The sequence below is a fragment of the Agrobacterium sp. D14 genome (assembly GCF_001526505.1).
GTDB classification, from domain to species: domain Bacteria; phylum Pseudomonadota; class Alphaproteobacteria; order Rhizobiales; family Rhizobiaceae; genus Agrobacterium; species Agrobacterium leguminum.
Window position 1 is genome coordinate 63,572 of record NZ_ASXX01000009.1, and the last position, 19,189, is coordinate 82,760.

The 19,189-nt window shown below is 59.7% G+C and carries 18 protein-coding genes; 9 read left to right on the forward strand and 9 right to left on the reverse strand.

Annotated elements, in window-relative coordinates; genetic code table 11:
• Positions 1–4: 4 nt before the first annotated feature.
• The 9 genes from L901_RS07805 to L901_RS07840 all read right to left on the reverse strand — a co-directional run bounded on the left by L901_RS07805 (position 5) and on the right by L901_RS07840 (position 9,122).
• Positions 5–1,429: an aldehyde dehydrogenase family protein gene (locus L901_RS07805; RefSeq protein ID WP_059755213.1), complete on the reverse strand. Its 1,425-nt coding sequence runs from the start codon at positions 1,427–1,429 to the stop codon at positions 5–7.
• A gap of 17 nt (positions 1,430–1,446) precedes the next feature.
• Positions 1,447–1,803, reverse strand: a complete 357-nt coding sequence (locus L901_RS27655; protein WP_371259709.1) for a GMC oxidoreductase — start codon at positions 1,801–1,803, stop codon at positions 1,447–1,449.
• 137 nt (positions 1,804–1,940) lie between these two features.
• A complete protein-coding gene (locus tag L901_RS07810; protein WP_245289613.1) occupies positions 1,941–3,140 on the reverse strand; it encodes a GMC family oxidoreductase in 1,200 nt (399 codons plus the stop codon).
• Entirely contained in the window at positions 3,137–3,934 is a 798-nt protein-coding gene (locus L901_RS07815; protein ID WP_059755214.1) for an ABC transporter permease, read from the reverse strand. The genes L901_RS07810 and L901_RS07815 overlap by 4 nt, the downstream gene beginning before the upstream one ends.
• A gap of 3 nt (positions 3,935–3,937) precedes the next feature.
• Positions 3,938–4,810 carry an ABC transporter permease gene (locus L901_RS07820; protein ID WP_059755217.1) on the reverse strand — a complete coding sequence of 291 codons (873 nt, stop codon included), beginning with the start codon at positions 4,808–4,810 and terminating at the stop codon, positions 3,938–3,940.
• Positions 4,811–4,834: 24 nt separating this feature from the next.
• The gene (locus tag L901_RS07825; RefSeq protein WP_059755220.1) at positions 4,835–5,875 is read right to left on the reverse strand and encodes an ABC transporter substrate-binding protein; all 1,041 of its coding nucleotides are present in this window, start codon (positions 5,873–5,875) and stop codon (positions 4,835–4,837) included.
• Positions 5,876–5,937: 62 nt separating this feature from the next.
• Complete coding sequence (locus tag L901_RS07830) at positions 5,938–7,242, reverse strand: FAD-binding oxidoreductase (RefSeq protein WP_059755222.1); 1,305 nt, start codon at positions 7,240–7,242, stop codon at positions 5,938–5,940.
• A gap of 19 nt (positions 7,243–7,261) precedes the next feature.
• On the reverse strand, positions 7,262–7,993 hold the full coding sequence (locus L901_RS07835) for an HAD-IA family hydrolase (protein ID WP_059755226.1): 732 nt from the start codon (positions 7,991–7,993) through the stop codon (positions 7,262–7,264).
• A gap of 37 nt (positions 7,994–8,030) precedes the next feature.
• Positions 8,031–9,122: an ABC transporter ATP-binding protein gene (locus L901_RS07840; protein WP_059755229.1), complete on the reverse strand. Its 1,092-nt coding sequence runs from the start codon at positions 9,120–9,122 to the stop codon at positions 8,031–8,033.
• A 232-nt stretch (positions 9,123–9,354) separates the two neighbouring features.
• On the opposite strand from L901_RS07840, the gene L901_RS07845 reads away from it, so the two are divergent.
• The 9 genes from L901_RS07845 to L901_RS07885 all read left to right on the forward strand — a co-directional run bounded on the left by L901_RS07845 (position 9,355) and on the right by L901_RS07885 (position 19,183).
• Positions 9,355–10,317, forward strand: a complete 963-nt coding sequence (locus tag L901_RS07845; RefSeq protein WP_004433115.1) for a LysR family transcriptional regulator — start codon at positions 9,355–9,357, stop codon at positions 10,315–10,317.
• A gap of 183 nt (positions 10,318–10,500) precedes the next feature.
• Positions 10,501–11,652, forward strand: coding sequence for a transporter substrate-binding domain-containing protein (locus L901_RS07850; RefSeq protein ID WP_020812770.1), 1,152 nt, complete (start codon positions 10,501–10,503; stop codon positions 11,650–11,652).
• Between the two features lie 12 nt (positions 11,653–11,664).
• Entirely contained in the window at positions 11,665–12,273 is a 609-nt protein-coding gene (locus L901_RS07855) for an ANTAR domain-containing response regulator (protein WP_059755232.1), read from the forward strand.
• A gap of 248 nt (positions 12,274–12,521) precedes the next feature.
• Positions 12,522–13,772 (forward strand): transporter substrate-binding domain-containing protein, encoded by a 1,251-nt coding sequence (locus tag L901_RS07860; RefSeq protein ID WP_059755234.1) that lies wholly within the window; start codon positions 12,522–12,524, stop codon positions 13,770–13,772.
• A 151-nt stretch (positions 13,773–13,923) separates the two neighbouring features.
• Positions 13,924–14,817 carry an urea ABC transporter permease subunit UrtB gene (gene urtB, locus L901_RS07865; protein WP_059755237.1) on the forward strand — a complete coding sequence of 298 codons (894 nt, stop codon included), beginning with the start codon at positions 13,924–13,926 and terminating at the stop codon, positions 14,815–14,817.
• Position 14,818: 1 nt separating this feature from the next.
• On the forward strand, positions 14,819–15,958 hold the full coding sequence (gene urtC, locus L901_RS07870; protein WP_059755240.1) for an urea ABC transporter permease subunit UrtC: 1,140 nt from the start codon (positions 14,819–14,821) through the stop codon (positions 15,956–15,958).
• 1 nt (position 15,959) lies between these two features.
• Positions 15,960–16,709, forward strand: a complete 750-nt coding sequence (gene urtD, locus L901_RS07875; protein WP_059755243.1) for an urea ABC transporter ATP-binding protein UrtD — start codon at positions 15,960–15,962, stop codon at positions 16,707–16,709.
• Complete coding sequence (gene urtE / locus L901_RS07880; protein ID WP_020812776.1) at positions 16,709–17,404, forward strand: urea ABC transporter ATP-binding subunit UrtE; 696 nt, start codon at positions 16,709–16,711, stop codon at positions 17,402–17,404. Before urtD ends, urtE begins: the two co-directional genes overlap by 1 nt.
• A 27-nt stretch (positions 17,405–17,431) precedes the next feature.
• The gene (locus L901_RS07885) at positions 17,432–19,183 is read left to right on the forward strand and encodes a nitrilase-related carbon-nitrogen hydrolase (RefSeq protein ID WP_059755246.1); all 1,752 of its coding nucleotides are present in this window, start codon (positions 17,432–17,434) and stop codon (positions 19,181–19,183) included.
• Positions 19,184–19,189 lie beyond the last annotated feature (6 nt).

The following is a 19,189-nucleotide window of genomic DNA, read 5'->3' on the forward strand; positions in this document are numbered from 1 at the left end:
ACGGTCAGTCTCCGAAGCCGACGATGCCCTTGATTTCGGTGAACTCGTGCAGACCGAACTTGCCATATTCCCGACCGTTGCCCGACTGCTTGTAGCCGCCGAAGGGGGCGGCCCCATCCCAGGCGGAGCTGTTGAGGCGCACTATGCCGGTTCTGAGCCGTCGTGCGAAGGCACGCGCCTCCTCGGGTGCACCCTGAATATAGGATGCCAGCCCATAGGGCGTGTCGTTGGCGATATCCGCCGCCTCGTCCTCGCTGCCATAACCGAGAATGGCAAGCACAGGCCCGAAAATCTCTTCACGCGCGATCGTCATGTCGTTCGTAACGCGCGCAAAGACTGTCGGCCGTATATAATAGCCGCTGTTCAGATGCGCTGGCCGGTCGAGCCCGCCGGCAACGAGCTGCGCCCCTTCCTCCATTCCCTTGCGGATGAGGCTCTGAATCTTGTCGAATTGCGTTTTGCTGGCAACCGGCCCGATATCCGTTTCGGCATCGCCGGGTGTACCGACACGGACCGATTCCGCCGCCGCACGGGCGATGCCAATCACCCGGTCCATTTGCTCCGCAGGGACGAGAAGACGGGTCGGCGCATTGCAGGACTGGCCGGAATTGGCAAAGCACCTGATCACCCCGGCGCGCACGGCGGCGTTAAGATCAGCGCTTCGGAGCACTATATTGGGCGATTTGCCGCCCAGTTCCTGATGCACGCGCTTCACCGTCGGGGCCGCCGCCTGTGCGACCGAAATGCCGGCGCGTGTCGAGCCGGTGAAGGAAACCATGTCGATATCGGGATGGCTCGCCAGCACCGTGCCCACGGTTGGGCCATCGCCGTTGACGAGGTTGAACACGCCCTTGGGAACACCGGCTTCGTGCAGGATTTCTGCGAAAAGTATGGCGTTGAGCGGCGCGATTTCCGAGGGTTTCAGCACCATGGTGCAGCCGGTGGCGAGCGCCGGGGCGACCTTGCAGGCGATCTGGTTGATCGGCCAGTTCCACGGCGTGATCATGCCGACGACACCGATCGGCTCATGGACGATGCGGGTCGTGCCCTGCATGTATTCGAACGAAAAATCACGCATGGCGCGGATCGTCTGCTCGAAATGCGCCACGCCGATACCCGCCTGCTCATCCCGCGACATTTTTCGAGGAGCGCCCATCTCATGAGAGATCACGTCGCCGATCTCGTCCTGCCGACGTTTCAATATCTCAAGAATGCGCTCAAGCAGGCCGAGGCGCTCTTCCCGCGTCGTCTGCGAAAAGGCAGCAAAGGCGCGGCGCGCGGCGGCGATGGCGCGCTCGGCATCCGCCGCCGATCCAATGGCTATCTCCGCGAAAGGCTCTTCGGTGGCGGGGTCGACGACGGATAGACGCTGGCCGCCGAGAGGATCGACCCAGGCGCCGTCGATATAGAATTTGAGATAGTTGTCCATATCCGTCTCCAATGATCTCAGCGGCCGGCCAGGATGAAGTCGGCGACCCGCTCCGCGATCATGATTGTGGGAATGTTGGTATTGGCGCAAGGGATCGACGGCATCAGCGATGCGTCGCAGACCCTCAACCCTTCCACGCCGTGCACGCGGCCCGTGGACGACGTCACCGCCATGGGATCGTCAGCCGATCCCATGCGGCACGTTCCCGACGGATGCCATGTGCCGCCCACATGGCGGCGGACGAATTCCGTCAACGCATCGTCGTCCTCAAGCAGCCCCCGCATGGTCGTGCCGAGTGTTATCGCCGAATGCACCAATGCGGGGCGCAGCGGACCCGCCACATCCAGAAGACCCGAGAAAAGACCCCGCTGCAACGCGTTCCATGTCCCTGGTACAGCGACCTTCGCCACCCGGGGAGAATAGCTCGATGGAAAAACAGTGCCGCCATGCCCCGCCATAAATGGATCGGACAGAGCCTCCGCACCCAGCCGCAGCGCAAGCTTGAGCCGCCTCAGATCCGCTCGTCGCTCAGCATCCTGAAATCGACCTCCGGCTCCACATGGGGGTCAAGCGAAACAACCTTCACAAAGCCGCGCGAATAGGACTTGTTGACCCAGAAGAACAGGCTGCCCAACCGCAAACCGATGGAGTGCCAGCCGGATCGCGACAGGATGGCGGCATGCATGTCACCCTGCGGCGCGCCGTCAAGACCGGACGAGAAACGCCAGATCGCCTGTTCGTGGTGTTCTCCCCTGTCACGCACCCGCATCTGCGGCGGCAGATAGGCAGCGACGGCGATCGAAGGATGCTCCATCAGATTGCGCCCGACGCCGCTGCGGCCGGCCACGACATTGCCCCCCACGGCGGCGATGTCACCGACGGGGCCGATACCGGAGCGCATCAGCAATGCGGGCGTGTGAATGGCGCCGGCCGAGACGATCACTTCCGCCGCATGGATCGTCTCCGCCGTAGCACCCGCCAATCTCGCACCCGTGGCCAGACGACCATCGAACAGGATGCGGTCGGCGACGCTTTCGGTGATGATCCTGAGATTAGAACGTTTGCGCACGTCCGGCGTCAGATAGGCAAGCGAGGTCGGCAAGCGCTCCCCGCTATCGCTGACGGCGATGGCGCCGCGAAAGACGCCGTCTTCCCAGGGTCCGTTCTGGTCCGGCCTTGTCGGATAGCCGCGGCGGTCGAGCGTTTTCATGACTCGGTCGACGAAGGGTGAAATCCTGTCGTCGGATATGCGCCGGATCGTCAGCGGCCCGGTCGTGCCGTGAAGCGGGCCGAAGAAATCCCTGTCGGCTTCGATCTTCAGAAAATAGGGCAGGCAATCGTCCCAGCCCCAGCCGTCCGCCCCAAGCGCCTGCCACTCGGCATAGTCGGCCGGCGCACCTCGATTGGCCATCAGCGCATTGATCGCCGAGCCTCCGCCCAGAAGCCGCGCCTGCTCGTAGCGACGCGGTGGACGGGGCGCCGCGTTGGAACGGGCATGAGCCATCAACGCCGTGAGCTGCGACCAGATATTGCGCGTATCGAGATAGGCACGGCCGGGATAACGGCTGCGCACCTCATCCGGGATATCGTCCGCCGAAATATTACGCCCGGCCTCGACCAGAACGACTGTCCGCAGCGGATCTGCGGAAAGGCGTGCGGCCAGCACGCAGCCCGCCGATCCGCCGCCGAGGATCAGGTGATCGACGATCATGTCGCCCGTCCTTGCGAATATTCGGTGTTGCGGGCGTTGATCGCCGCCAGCATCAGCAGGATGAACGAGATCGCCGTCAGCAAGGAGCTGATCGAGGCGATGGTTGGATCGATCTCGTCGCGCAGCGCTGTGAACATGCGCTTGGTGAGCGTCTGATATTCGCCGCCGGAAATGAAAAGCGAAACCACTGTCTCATCGATGGCGGAGATGAAGGCGAAGAGGAGACCGGAAATGACGCTCGGGCGGATTTGCGGCAGGGTGACGATGAAGAAGGTCCGCCAGCGGTTCATGCCGAGGCTTCGCGACACCATTTCCTGCGTGTGGTCGAACTTGCGCAGCCCGACCAGGACGGAGGTGACGACATAGGGGAGGCCCAGCATGACATTGGCGAGGATCAGCCCGGTCAGCGAGGCAAGAAGCCCGATCTGTGCGTAAACCAGAAAGACGCCGACGGCGGTGATGACGATCGGCACGATCAGCGGCAGAAGCAGCAGCGCCTGCAGGCTGCGCACTAGCCGCGATTGCGTGAGGTTGAGCGCATAGGCCGCCGCAGTCCCGAGAATGGTGGCGATGACGGCGCTGGAGAGGGCGACGATCAGGCTTACACGCGTTGCCTGCATCCAGGCGGCGCTGCCAAGATAAGCCTCATACCAGCGCAGCGACCAGGATGGCGGCGGGAAAGCAAGGAAGCGCGCGCCGGAAAAGGACATTGGCACGATGATCAGGATGGGGATCATCAGCCAGGCGAGAACGAGGACCACAAAACCGTAGAGAAGGATTTTCGACAGGCTCATGCGTCACCTCGTTCCCATGATGCGTTCGAACGGAATGATGAGGCTCGCCAGCCGGAAAACCAGAAAAACGCAGACAAGCAGGACGACGCTGATCGACGAGGCCGCGCCCCATTCGTTATAAACCTCGATGTTGCGCGAAACGAGCATGGAGACCATGTAGGTGCGCCCGCCGCCCAGCAGTTCCGGCGTGATATAAAAACCAAGGGTGAGCACGAAGACCAGCACCATGCCGGCGATCATGCCCGGCAGCGACAGCGGCAGGAAAACCCGCCAGAATACATGCATGGGTGAGCCGCCGAGGCTGGCGCCGGCCATGGTCAGTTCCGTGGGTATTTTCTTCATCGTCGCATAGAGCGGCAGCACCATGAAGGGCAGCAGGATGTGGATCGTCGCCATGACCGTGCCGAATTCGTTGTTGACCAGCCGGAGCGGCGCATCGATCAGGCCCGATCCCGTCAGCGCCGAATTGATGATACCGTTGCGCTGCAGCAGGATGAGCCAGGCATAGGCGCGCACCAGAACGGATGTCCAGAAAGGCAGCAGCACCATGGCGAGAACAAGCACGCTCCAGCGCTGGGGCAGGCCCGCCGCCACATAGGCGACGGGATAGCCGAGGAGGACGGTCATCAGCGTGACGACCGCCGCAATGCGGAAGGTCTGAAGGAAGGTCATCCAGTAGACGGAATCCGTCAGGAACCGCTGATAGTGAGCGAGCGTAAAGCCGCCATCCTGCCGGATCGACTGCCAGCCCAGCCACAGAAGCGGCAAGACCAGCAGAACGACGATGACCGCAAGCGCTGGCGCCAGCAGCATCAGCATGAGCCGTTGCTCACGCTGCTCATGCAGCGCAGACGGATTTCGTTTCGACTGTGCCATCAGTGACCCTCCACAGGCCGAACATCATTTCTGGATGAACTGCGCCCAGCGTTTTTGCGCCTCCTCACCGGCCGGGGAACTCCACCACTCATCCGACACCAGAACCTGAAGCGCGGCATTGTTCGGCGAACTCGGCATTTCGGCAGCGCGTTCCGGCGAAATCTTGCCGGTCTTGTACGCTTCAGGATTGCCTGGACCGTAATCGATATAGGCCGGGAAATTCGCCTGGATTTCAGGGGTCAGCGCCGCATTGACGAACTTGACAGCCGTTTCGAGGTTCGGCGCGCCCTTGAGAATGCAGAGCGACGTATACTGAAGGAAACCTTCATTGAACGAATAACCGATCGGCGCGCCCTCCTTCACCACCGCAGCAACGCGGCCGTTCCAGGCCATCTCCATGTCGACTTCACCATCGGCCAGAAGCTGCGCCGACTGGGCGCCGGAGGTCCACCACACCGTGACATAGGGTTTGATCTCTTCGAGCTTCTTGAAGGCTCTGTCGACATCGAGCGGATAAAGTTTGTCCACTGACACGCCATCTGCAAGCAAAGCGGCCTCCAGTGTCGCCAGGGGATGGTTACGAAGCGCTCGCGTGCCCGGAAATTTCTTCACATCCCAGAAATCCGCCCAGCTCTTGGGCGGGTTGCCGCCGAACTTGTCCTTGTTGTAGGCAAGCACGCTCGAGTAGAATTCATAGGCGACCGAATAGGGGCTCTTGTATTCGGCCGGCATCTTTTCCGCATTGGGTATTTTGGAAAAATCGAGTTTCTCGATCATTCCCTGTTCCCCGCCGCGTATGCAATCCTTCGCCGGCGTGTCGATGACGTCCCAGACGATCTTGCCGGATGCGGACTGAGTCTTGATCACCGGCCAGGCATCGGGCGCGCTGTCCTGATTGACAGTGATGCCGAGCAGCTTGGCGACGGGATCGAGGATCGCCTTGGTCTGCGCCTCCTGATAGGCGCCGCCCTGTGAAACGAAGGTGACCTGTTCCGCCGACGCCAGGCCAGCCGAAAAGACGGCGGCGGATGCGGAAAGCACGAGCATGGAAAATCTGTATTTCATTCGTCGTTCTCCTCTTTTATGGCGAGGCGCTGTCGCCCCTGTTGGCATGCGACTGTCGGGTCTTAGCGCCCGATTGCATCGAGGAACTGATACCAGCCGGCGACGAGCCGGACGGCTGGCTCCCTGATGGGATAAAAAGGCACGGGTTTGAGCGGCTCCGCGGTCAAGAGCCCGAGATCGGGGCTTTGCCCGGCAACCATGGCCGCAACGTAGCAGCCCATGTTGGAGGCCATGGCCACCCCGGTTCCATTATAGCCGACTGCATAGACGACCCGGTCGTCCAGCCGGCCCAGATGTGGAATACTGTCCATCGTCATGGCCACGAGGCCGGACCAGCGATGGGTGACAGACACAGATGCCAGTTCCGGAAACTGCCGCACCATGGCCTTGTGCAGTGCCGCAAACGCGCTTTCGGAATCCGCCTTGCCGAAGGCGCCGCGCCCGCCATACATCACACGGTCTCCAGCCTTGCGGAACCAACGCATCATGCGCCGCGTCTCGGTATAGCTGCGTCCCTGCGACAGGAGGGAAGCACCCGGTCTACCGGTCAGCGGCTCGGTCGCAATCATCGCGGAGCGGAAGGGAATGATGGACTTGCGGACCGCCGACGTGGCCGGCGTCAGATCGGAATAGGAATTGGTGGCGATCACCACCTGGCGGGCCGAAACGACACCGTCAGGCGTTTCAAGAACGATGCCGGCGCCATCTCGCCTGAATGCCGCCACCGGCGTCTTCTCGTGGATCGCGATGCCTGCGGCACTCAATCCGGCCGCCATGCCCAAAACGAAATTCAAGGGGTGAATGACGCCACCATGGGCATTGAGCATGCCGCCGACGAAATCGCGTGAGCCCGTCTCCGCTTCCATTTCCTCCGGAGAGAGAATGGTGCAGGCGTGGTCGCCAAGCGATCCACGCAGCCACTCGACTTCTTTTTTCAGGCCATCGAGCGACAACTGATTGTGGGCACAGCGCAGCGAACCGGTTGGGCGATAATCGGCAGCGGCGATTGCATAATCGTCTACCAGTTCGCCGACATGATCGATGGCCTCGATACCGAGATCATGCATGCGCCGCGCCGTCTCCAGCCCGTAGCGGGCAGCGATGTCGGAGAAGGAAAGCCGGAACTTGCCCGACACCACGCCACCATTGCGGCCGCTCGCGCCCCAGCCGATCCGGCTTGCCTCCAGCACCACCGGAGACAGGCCGCGGCGGGCCAGATAGCGCGCCGCGGAAAGGCCCGTATAGCCGCCGCCGATGATCGCGACATCGAACCGACGATCGCCCGAGAGCCGGTCGAAGGCAGGACGGCTGGAAGCCGTCTCCTGCCAGAGGGAGTGGATATCAGGAAAAGGTGGGCGTGCGGCCATCGGTCCGGCTCTCTCGCTTTCAGGCTGCCGTTGCCGTCTTGACGCCGGCGGCAAGCTCCGCGTCCACCGCATCGGCCAGTTGCTTGAGCGAGGAGAAGTGGAAGTCGGGCCTGGTCACCACCTTCGGAGCCGGCGTGCCGCCGAACCCCTGCTGGCCCTGGCGACGCTCGATCCAGCAGGTCGTGTAGCCAAGTTCGCGGGCCACGCCGATATCGTGATGCTGGCTCTGGGCGACATGCAGGATTTCCGACTGCTTGAAACCGAAAGCCGACTGACGCCCCTTGTTGAAGGCGAAAAACTGCGGATTGGGCTTGGCACACCCGGCCTCATCGCAGGTGACGCTGTCGTGAAACGGATTGCCAAGCGTATCGGAATAGGCGGAAAATGCCGTACGGTCGGCATTCGTCATGGCGACAAGACGGAAGTTCTTGCGCAGGCGGGCGAGAGCTTCCACGGAATCTGCGAAGGCTGGCCAGCGCAGCACGGCAAGCTGGAAGGCTTCCGCCGTGGCGTCATCATTGTTGAAACCGAGTTCGTTGGCGAGAGAAAGATAGACGTCTTTCATGGCGAAGGAAGACCGTCCATAGAACTTGTCGCGGCCGCGCTTGTACGGCTCGAAAATCTCGTCGTCGGTGGCCCTGGCCGCCTTTTCACCGCCGAGCGCACGCACCGCATTGAGCACACCCGTTTCGAAATCGATCAAAGTGCCGACCACATCGAAGGTCATGACCTTGAATTGCGTAAGCTGCATAGTCTTTATCCTTGTTGACTGCATGGAATGGAATGTCTCAACCCGCTTCGGGAACGATCACCGTGTCTTCGGGGTGGAGTGAAAGCGCGATCGCCTCACCCGGCGACTTCATGAGCGCGCGGCCGGCATGGTTGCTGGGAAGCCGGAAACTCAGATCGTCGCCGCTGTCCAGCCGCACGAAAACCCGAATGCTTTCGCCCTGATAAAGCGTATCCGTGACGGTGCCTGTCAGCCTGTTGCCGCCATCGGCTTGAGCGCCATCCACCACCACGAGTTTTTCCGAATGAACCACGAGATGCAGGTTTTCGCCTTCCGGCACGCGATGCGCCGTGTGCAGCAGCCGGTCTCCCAGCCGCACCGCCATTTCGCTTTCGCGGCGAACCGCAAGCAGGGTCGCCTCGCCGATGAAACGGGCGACGAAGGCGTTGACGGGACGGTCATGCAGACGCTCCGGCGTATCGACCTGCACCAAACGCCCCCTGTGCATAATCGCCACGCGGTCGCTCATCGTCAGCGCCTCGCGCTGATCATGCGTCACATAGACGATCGTGGCGCCGAGCCGCTTATGCAGCCGTTTGAGTTCGATCTGCATGGTCTCGCGCAGCTGCTTGTCGAGCGCCGAAAGCGGCTCGTCCATGAGAATGAGGCCCGGCTCGAAGATCATGGCGCGCGCCAGCGCCACGCGCTGACGTTGGCCGCCCGACAATTCGTGGATACGCCTGTTCTCATAGCCGGTGAGTTCGACCATCTCGAGCGCGGCCTTGAGTTTCGCCGGCCAGCTCGCCTTCGGTAGCCGCCGCGCCCTTAGCGGAAAGGTAATGTTTTCGCCTACACTCATATGCGGAAACAACGCGTAGTTCTGAAAGACGATACCGATATCCCGCTTATGCGGCGGCTCAAATGTAATATCCCGATCGCCTAACCAAATTGACCCCGATGTCGGCTGGACAAAGCCGCCGAGAATTCCCAGCAACGTGGTCTTGCCTGACCCCGAAGGCCCGAGAATGGAAACGAATTCGCCGGGAGCGACATCGAGATTGACATCGTCCAGCGCACGAAACGTTCCGTAGCACTTGACCGCCTCTTTGATGGAAACGCCTACCCGCTCTGTATTTGGCTGCTCAATCATATGATTCCACTAAAAAATCCCAGTACGTTCGGTGGTGCTCCGACGTATGGCAGCGCGTTTTTGCGGAACGAAGAGCAGATTTTCAGCCTGTGACGCCCAGCGCCGGCCTGAAACCAATCTGTCGCGTTCCCCTCAATTCATGGAAGGTCTCTCGCCTTCGTTGACAGCAAAGAGACCAAACAAAAGGCGGATAAGCAATTGAAAAAAAATCTATACGATGTTACAAAATGTAATGACATTCCTTCGCCGTTCCCTGCCCTCCATGAATGGCCTCTTTACTTTCGAGGCGGCTGCACGCTGCGGCAGCTTTTCGAGGGCAGCAGACGAATTGAACGTGACGCCGGCGGCTGTGAGCCGCATGATGTCCCGGCTGGAGGAACATCTTGATACGACATTGTTTCTTCGGCAGCCCGGTGGCGTGATGCTGACGGAACCCGGCCAGCTGCTGTTCGATGCGATCGCAAGAGGCTTCGCCGGAATAGAAAGCGCCCTGCGGGAAATCGAGGATCGCCGAACCGGTATCGAAACCGTGTCCCTTTCCGTCTCGACCGGCTTCACCACGCACTGGATGATGCCGAGAATGGCAGAATTCAAAAGGGAATTTCCCAATGTCGATCTTCGGTTTCAGCTCATGATGGGCGCCCTGTCGGGGCCGGTCAACGACGTCGATCTTGGGATGCGCTTCGTCGATGGACCGGACAGGCATCACGAGGCAGCTTTCGTCATGCCCGAAATCCTGCTGCCGATCTGCAGTCCGGGTTACAGGGAAAGCCATGCCATTTCCGGCAACGATATTGATCGCGTGCCGGATACGACCATCAATTTAAGCGATGCGCAGCCCAACTGGTCGACGCTGTTCACACCGGCCAGCGGTAGCGACCCGCAGAATTCGATGATCTTCTCCGATTACGCCATCGTCGTGCAGGCTGCTCTCCTGGGCCAGGGCGTGGCGCTTGGCTGGCTCAACGTCGTCGCCCATTGGTTACGGACACGGACACTGGTTCCAGCAAGCGAACACTTGATGGTCACCGGCCGGCGCTGCCATCTTATCCGGCTGCGAACCAAACCCGCCCGACCAATCGTCACGCAGGTCAAGGAATGGATGATCCGTGAATTGAAGGCGGATGTCGATGCGGTGAGCGCGCTTTATCCATCCCTGAACATCGGCTGCGTGGGAAGCGATACCATCAACTAAAAACTAAAATTTTGAACACGCTCGAACCGAAATAGCCATAACGGCCCTTCGTTCCGCTATTGTCACCAGATAAAGAAACTGACATCATTGACTGGCAGGCTCAAAATGAGCCGCTGATATTCCATGAGCAGGGTAGCTCTCGACCGGAAACGGGCGGGGGCTTTTTTTATTTTTTGGTGGGCGATGATGCATTCAGAAAGCTGGCGGGTCGGTGTGCTGTTCTCCGAAACGGGCGTGACCGGAGCCGTGGAAACAACCCAGAGAGCTGCTACCTTGCTGGCGATCGATGAAATTAACGCAGCCGGTGGCGTGCTCGGCCGAGAGATAGAGCCGGTGGCCTACGATCCGCAATCAACTCCCAGTCTCTATAAGGAGCTCGCGGTCAAACTTTGCGACGAAGATCGGGTCCGTGTCGTTTTCGGCTGCCACATGTCGAGCACCCGCAAAGCCGCTCTTCCCGTCATTGAGGCCCGTGATGCTTTGCTGTTTTACCCGACTTTGTACGAGGGGTTCGAATACTCCCGGCATTGCATCTACACAGGTGCAGCTCCCAATCAGAACTCCGTCCAATTGGTCGATTTCCTCACCAAGCACTATGGAAAGCGGGTTTTTCTTGTGGGGTCGAATTACGTCTATCCTTATGAATCGAACCGGACGATCAGCGACCTTTTTCTTCAGGTGGGGGGACAGGTCCTGGACGAGATATATGTTCCGCTGAACCTCAAAGACGAGGACGTCGCCAAGATCATCCGACACATTCGTGCAGCGCAGCCGGACGTTATTTATTCAACGATCGTTGGCAACGGTATCATTCCTTTCTACACGGCGTTCAAGGAAGCGGGCTTCAACGCACAGAAGATGCCGATCGCCAGTCAATCGACAAGCGAGGCCGACGTGATACGCATGCGCCCGGAGGTGGCGGAAGGGCACATAACCGCGGCTCCCTTTTTCGCTTCTCTCGACACCCCCCGCGCCCGCGCCTTCGTTTCGGCCTATCAACAACGGTACGGCCAGCAGATGCTGCCAACTGCGCCAGCCGAAGCGGCTTATTTTCAGGTATATCTCTATGCGGCGGCTTTAAAGCTTGCCGGCGGCGACGGGCTTGAGCAGCTTCTGCCGGCACTCTATGAGGTCGAATACGATGCCCCACAGGGCGCGGTGAAGATAGACCGGCTGACAAACCACACGCATCTGTGGCCAAGAGTGGCAAAGGTGAATGCGCAGGGCGGCTACGATATTGTCTATGATCCGTCACTGCGGGTGGCGCCCGATCCGTTCATGCGCGAATATCGACCGGATCTGACGCAAACTTTCCCGCATCGCGTCCGGGTCTGAGAAGGAGCGACGATGTCATTCGCCCTTCTCAGAGATTTGCGGGATCTCAAGGTCCTGGTCATTCATCCCCGGACATCGGAGGGAGAGTTCCTCGTCGATCACCTGCGCCGTATCGGCTGCACGGTTAGTTGCCTCTGGCCGGTGCCTGCCGAATTGCCGCATGGCACAGACGTCGTCTTTCTTGCCATGGAAGACGAGGCGCGGCCGGAAATCGAACGTCTGCTGAAGTGTTTTCCAAACCCCGCTCCGACCATGCTTGCCATCGTCGGTTACGAAAATCCCTCGACGTTGCAGATCGTTCTGGAAAGCGGCGCGCTCGCCATTGTCGAGAGACCGATCAAGCCGTTCGGTCTGCTGACCAATCTCGCCATCGCCCGCAGCCTGTGGCTGGAGCGCCAAAAGCTCGTGAAGGAAGCGCGCAAATATAAACGCAAGGTATTGGGAGACCAGAAGCTTGCCCGCGCCAAGGCGATTTTGATGGCCAATCGCGGCACCAGCGAAAACGAGGCGTACCGCGAAATGCGGGAGCAGGCGATGGCCCGGCGCGTGCCGATCGATGAAATCGCCAATTCGATTATCAATGCCGAACAGCTCTTGCGCCGTCCCCAAAAACATGATTAGTTTTTCATGTGTTTCAAAGGAACACCTCCGGCACATCCCTTCCTTTTGCGAAGCCATGTGCCGCTGTTGCACGCGGCGAGGCCGTGATGCTGTGATGGCAAAGGTGCCCGCAGGCTGTGACAGGCCTAGCGGGTTTTTTGTTGTCTGCTGACAGTGTCGTCAGCCTTCCAACATTTTGTCGGCATGAAAGCCTGGCTGTTGAACCGGGCAGTGCCACTGCGTGCGCCAATCAAAAAAGGGGAACCAAGATGGTGTTCAACAGACGTGAATTTCTGAAAACCGCAGCCACCGCTTCCGCCGCACTCACCCTGCCAGCGCTGGGCGGCCGGGCCTTTGCAGCCGACGCGATCAAGGTCGGTGCGCTCTACTCCCAGACGGGCGGGCTTTCCGTCGCCGAAAAACTTCTCGCCAACGGCGTCATGATGGCCGTGGCAGAGATCAATGCGGCCGGCGGCGTTCTCGGCCGTCCGGTCGAGGTTGTCGTTGAAGACGGAGCCTCCGATCCGAAGATCTTCAGCGAGAAAGCTTCGAAGCTGATCCTCAAGGACAAGATTTCAACCGTATTCGGCTGCCACACATCCGCCAGCCGCAAGGCCGTGCTGCCGATCTTCGAACGGCGCGGCGCGATGCTGTTCTATCAGACGCATTATGAAGGCTTCGAGTGCTCGCGCAACGTCGTCTATTCCGGCGCCGTTCCGAACCAGCAGCTCTCCAACTACATTCCCTGGATCGTCGAGAAACTGGGCAAGAAGAAGTTCTTCATCGTCGGCTCGAACTACGTCTATCCGCGCGAGATGGCCAAGGTTTCCAAAAAACTGATCGAGGCAGCCGGCGCGGAATGGGTGGCGGACGAATATCTGGAACTCGGCCACTCGGAATGGGCCGTGATGGTCAGCAAGATCAAGGAATCGGGCGCGGACGTGGTTCTTTCCAACGTGGTCGGCGATTCGATCATCGCCTTTTACCGCGAATTCAAGAACCAGGGCCTTTCGCAGGACGTTATCCCAATCTGCGCGACAGTAACTTCCGAAATCGAGATCGCGGCCATGGGGGCTGAATACGCGGCAGGCAGCTACACCTCTTTCCCCTATTTCATGTCGATTGAAACGCCGGCGAACAAAAGCTTCATCGACCGTTTCAGAACCTTCGTCAACGATCCCAAGGCCGTGACATACCATTCGCTGGAGGCCGCCTATTTTCAGGTGTTTCTGTGGAAGCAGGCAGTTGAGAAGTCCGGCGATCTGTCAGCCGACGCGATCCGGGCCGGCATTCGCGGCCAGACCTATGACGCGCCCGGCGGCAAGGTGACGACCGACCCCGACAACCTGCATTGCTGGCTGACGCCACGCATCGGACAGTGGCAGCCGGACGGCCAGAGCAAGGTGGTCAACGCCTATCCAGCACCGATCAAGCCGCTTCCCTATTCGGCTTATGGCGAAACGGAGAGCAACCTGTTCTGCACCGTCAAGGGTCTCGACGCAGCAAAACTCAAGGGCTGACCCATCCTCCGTGTTGTCCCGCCAGCCATGCCTGGCGGGACCATGTCTCGGCAAGGCGGATCTGCGCTTTTCTTCTGCGCGGCGCCGATCCGCTTTCGGATTGGCAAGAAGCAGGAAAACCCGACCCGCCCTTCTCACGAACGGTGGCTTCATGCTCGACATTCTTTTTATCGGCCTCAGTCTCGGCTCTATCCTTCTTCTGGTGGCGCTCGGTCTCGCCATAACCTACGGCGCCATGGGCGTCATCAACATGGCCCATGGCGAAATGGTCATGATCGGTGCCTATGTCGCCGTCCTCTCCGGCATATGGCTCAAGACAAGCCTGCTGCTCGCGATACCGCTTGCGTTCATCGTGACCGCGCTGCTCGGCCTGACGATCGAGCGGCTGGTCGTGCGGCGACTTTATGGTCGTTTGCTGGATACGCTTCTCGCTACTTGGGGCATCGCCATCCTTCTGCAGCAGGCCGTGAGGCTCGAATTCGGCCTGTCCTTTTTCGGCATTCATATCGAAGGCCTTGGAGCCGGCCTGCAAAACGTCGCCGTGCCTTCGTATCTGCAGGGTACCTTCAGCCTGGCGGGCGTGGAGATCAATGCTTACCGCGCTTTCATCATCGCGGTTGCCGCCGCGCTGACGCTGGTGACGTGGTTCATTCTCTATCGGACGACGGCAGGCATGCAGGTTCGCGCGATCATCCGCAATCCGAAAATGGCCGCAGCCTGCGGTATCGACGTGAAACGCGTCAACGCCATGACTTTCGCCTTTGGGTCCGGTCTTGCGGGCGTCGCCGGCGTCATGATGTCCGGTTTTAAGACCGTTTTCCCGGACATGGGCACGACGATGGTGGTTGACGGCTTCATGGTCGTGGTCACGGGCGGCGTCGGCAGCCTGTTCGGCACCATCCTGTCTTCGGGGTTATTGGGGGAGGTCAATGCGCTGGTGGCCATCGGCACGAACGACATTCTGGCGCGCGCCGTTGTTTTCGGCGTCGTCATCCTCGTCATTCTCGTCAAGCCCAGCGGGCTGTTCTCGTTCAAGGGGCGTTGACATGAGTATCGAACGAAAATTCCAGATCGCCGCTTACGTCATTTTCATAGCATTACTTTTTGCGGCGCCCGTTTTCGGTGACGAATTCTGGCTGAACCGTATTTCAAAATATCTTGTCTACGGCATGCTGGGCGTCGCCATCGCGCTGACATGGGGATATGCCGGCATTCTCAACCTTGGCCAGGGACTGTTTTTCGGTCTCGGCGCCTACATGCTCGCCATGTCTCTTAAACTGTCGAGCCTGACCAGTCTGCAACAGGGCTCCGACAAGCCCGTTCCTGATTTCATGCTCTGGAACGCCGAACCCGGTGCACCCACGGAACTGTGCTGTATCAACAAAGGCTCTTTCCTCTGGCTTCCGTTTCAAAGCCAGTCTGTCGGTCTCATACTCGGCCTCGTGCTTCCCGTGGTGATCGCCGGCGCGCTCGGTATGCTGGTTTTCCGCAAGCGTATTTCGGGCGTATTCGTCTCGATCATCACTCTGGCGCTTGTTCTGCTCGTACGTCTCGTCGTGGTCGATGCTCAACCGGTAACAAACGGTTTTAACGGCCTGACAGATCTTGGCTGGCTGACGATCGGCGGCATAGAGTTCGATCCCTACAGCAGGGCGACCTATTATCTGTGCGCCATATGCCTGTCGCTGTCACTCATCGCCGCCCGTCTTGTCGTGGAAACCCGCGCGGGCATGATCCTGCAGGCGATCCGTGACGATCATGTTCGCGCCCGATATCTCGGTTTCGACGTCTCGCTCTACCAGGTGTTCTTCTTCGCTCTTTCGGCAGGCATTGCCGGCGTTGCCGGCATGCTCTACGTCGTCGTCGCCGAGTTCGCCTCTCCGACCTTCATGGATTTGTCTTTCTCGGTGACGATGGTCGTCTGGGCGGCCGTCGGCGGCCGTTCCTCCCTGCTCGGCGCCTGCATCGGCGCGATCCTGATCAACATGATCGAAGCTCAGGTCAGCGAGACCGAAGCGCTTGTCGAAGCATGGAAAGCGATCATCGGTCTCATCTTTGTGCTGGTCGTCCTGTTCATGCCGCGTGGTCTCGGCGGCGTCGCGCATGATGTGCTGCGACAGCTTATCCGCAGGCTCAAACCGGGTGCGGCATCTTCATCATTGCAACAACAGAGCGAGGCATCGTGATATGAGTGCAATCGCATTGACCCTCGACGGTCTCGGTGTCGATTTCGGCGGGTTCAGAGCTGTAAACAATGTCAGCATCACCGTCTGCGATGGTGAGTTGCGTGTGTTGCTTGGCGCGAACGGCGCCGGCAAGACGACTCTGATGGATCTGGTCAGCGGCAAGACGCGCAGTACGCAGGGCAAGGTCTTCGTCTACGACACCGACATCACAAACTGGCCCGAACATAAGATCGCACGCGCCGGAATCGGCAGAAAATTCCAGATTCCCAGCATTTTTCGCGATCTCACCGTGCGGCAGAATCTGGAGGTGGCCAATTGCCGCAATCCATCGGTGCTTGCAAATCTCCGTTTCGGATTTTCGCGGGCGGAAGCGAGGCGCGTCGATGACGTGCTTGCTCTCACGGCGCTTGAAACGGAACAGCAGACGACGGCCGCCTATCTCAGTCATGGCCAGACGCAATGGCTGGAACTGGGCATGCTCATCGTGCAGGACCCCAAGGTGGTTTTGCTGGATGAACCAACAGCGGGAATGACCCAGGCCGAAACCCACAAGACGGCGCAGATCATCAACAATCTCAAGGGCCGACATACGATCCTCGTCGTCGAACACGATATGGGGTTCGTGCGTGAAATCGCCGAACGCATCACCGTCCTTCATCTGGGAGAGGTTCTGGCCGAAGGAAGCGTCGGGGATATAGAGCGCAATCCGAAAGTCCGTGAAGCCTATCTCGGCTCGAAAGGAATATCCTGATGCTGACATTGAAAGACGTGCACAGCTATTACGGCCGCAGCCACATCTTGCACGGCATCACCCTCGATGTACCGGCCGGCAAGGTGACGAGCATCCTCGGCCGCAACGGCACCGGCAAGACGACCCTTTTGAAAACCCTGATGGCGCTGACCGACCGGGTGACGGGTGAAATGCATCTGCAGGGAAAAGATATCGCCGCTGCCCCGACGCATATGAGAGCACGGGCGGGGATCGCCTATGTCCCCCAGGGCAGGGAGATCATTCCCGATTTTACCATCCGCGAAAACATCCTGATGGGCGCTTTTGCGCGTGCCGATCGCAAACGCGAAATTCCAGCGCTGGTGCCCGAACTTTTTCCGTATCTGATGGCCAATCTCGATCGACCGGGTGGCGTGCTTTCAGGCGGCCAGCAACAGCAACTCGCCATCGCACGTGCGCTGGCCGCAGATCCGAAAGTGCTGCTTCTCGATGAGCCAAACGAAGGTATTCAGCCCTCCATCGTCGAGGAGATCGAAAAGATCATTATACGGCTCAATCGCGAGATCGGCATGACGATCATTCTCGTTGAGCAAAACGTCGCATTTGCGCGGCACGCATCTCACCAGTTCGCCATGCTGGAGAAGGGAACCGTGGTCGCGGCGGGCGCCATCGACACGCTCTCCGATGCACTTGTTCATCGGCATATGGCTGTCTGAAACGGACTGAAATCCTTGGTAAAGAAAATGGGGACCATCATGACATCGACACAGAGCTACACCGCTGCCGCCATCCAGTTCGAGCCCACCATGTTCGAAAAGGCGCGCAATATCGCGCGGCTGGCCGCCCTTTGCGAGGAAGCGGCAGAAGCAGGTGCGCGCCTGATCGTCACGCCGGAAATGGGCACGACAGGTTATTGCTGGTTTGACAGGGCCGAAGTAAAGCCTTTCGTGGAAGCCATTCCCGGACCGACAACCGATGTTTTTCAGGCCATTGCCAGCAGACACCGCTGCTATATCGTCATCGGCATGCCGGAAGTCGAACCGGCGAGCGATCTCTATTACAACACCGCCGTTCTAATCGGTCCCGATGGCGTTGTTGGTCGGCATCGCAAATCACATCCCTATATCGCCGAGCCCAAATGGGCCGCCAATGGCGATATCGTCCATGAGGTCTTCGAAACGGAGATCGGCCGGATTTCGATGCTGGTCTGCATGGATCTGCACTTCTTCGAGACGGCACGGCTGGAGGCGCTGGCGGGTGCGGACATCATCTGCCACATCTCCAACTGGCTGCAGGAACGCGCGCCGGCGCCCTACTGGATCAACCGTGCCTTTGAAAACGCCTGCTATCTCATCGAAAGCAACCGGTGGGGGCTGGAGAGAACCGTGCAGTTTTCCGGGGGAAGCTGCCTGATCGAGCCCGACGGAACGGTTGCCGCATCCATCGATACAGGCGACGGGATTGCCTATGGCGAGGTCGATCTTGCCCGCGCACGCCGCCGCGAAGTCTTGAGCGAACCGGTCTTCAAATCGCGCCGGCCCGAGCTTTACATGAACATGATGACCAATAGCTTCACCTGGAATCCGGGCGACTACTTCCGCCTCTATGGCTATCAGCCCATCCCGCGCGGGCGCAAATCGCGCGCGGCCGTTGCCCAGTTCGCCCCCTCCTCCGTGATCGCAGACAACATCGCCCGCATCACCACACTGGCCACAGAAGCAAAGGCGACGACAGCGCCGGACATTCTGGTTTTCCCGGAACTGTCGCTGACCGGGATTGAGGCTCCCCACACCCGGGCGGAACCGCTTTCAGGCCCGACGGTCTCCGCCTTCGTGCGCCTGGCAATGAAGCTCGGCTTCTATCTCGTCGCCGGATTTGCCGAGGCGGACGGAGACAAAGCCTATAACACAGCAGTGCTCGCCGGTCCCGAGGGGCTGGTGGGCAGCTATCGCAAGACGCATCTCGGCATGGCCGATAGCTGGGCGACGGCCGGCGACGAATGGAAAATATACGATCTTGCCATCGGCCGAGTGGGCCTGGCGATTGGCCACGACGCGCTATATCCGGAAGCCATTCGTTCGCTCTCGCTTATGGGGTGCGATCTGGTGGCCTGCCCTTCAGCAATTGCCGGTACCTTCACCGGCAGCCATGGGGGAACAAAAATCCCGCACAACTATCCCATCCCGAAGGGAGCAGACCCCTTTCATTGGCACGCTCTGCGGGTTCGCGGCGGCGAGAACAACGTCTATTTCGCCTTCGCCAATGTACTTAATGAGCCACGGGGATATCTGGGCAAGAGTGCCGTGTTCGGGCCGGATTCCTTCGCCTTTCCGCGTCAGGAATCGGTGATACTGGACGAGGAAGGGATTGCCGGTGCGACCGTCAACACCACCAATCTCGATACGCCCTATCCAACGAACATCGTCCGGCGAAAAGACCTTGTTGTCATGCGTCAGCCGCATCATTATCAGCCTCTCGTCAAATGGCATCAGTAAAAGGTC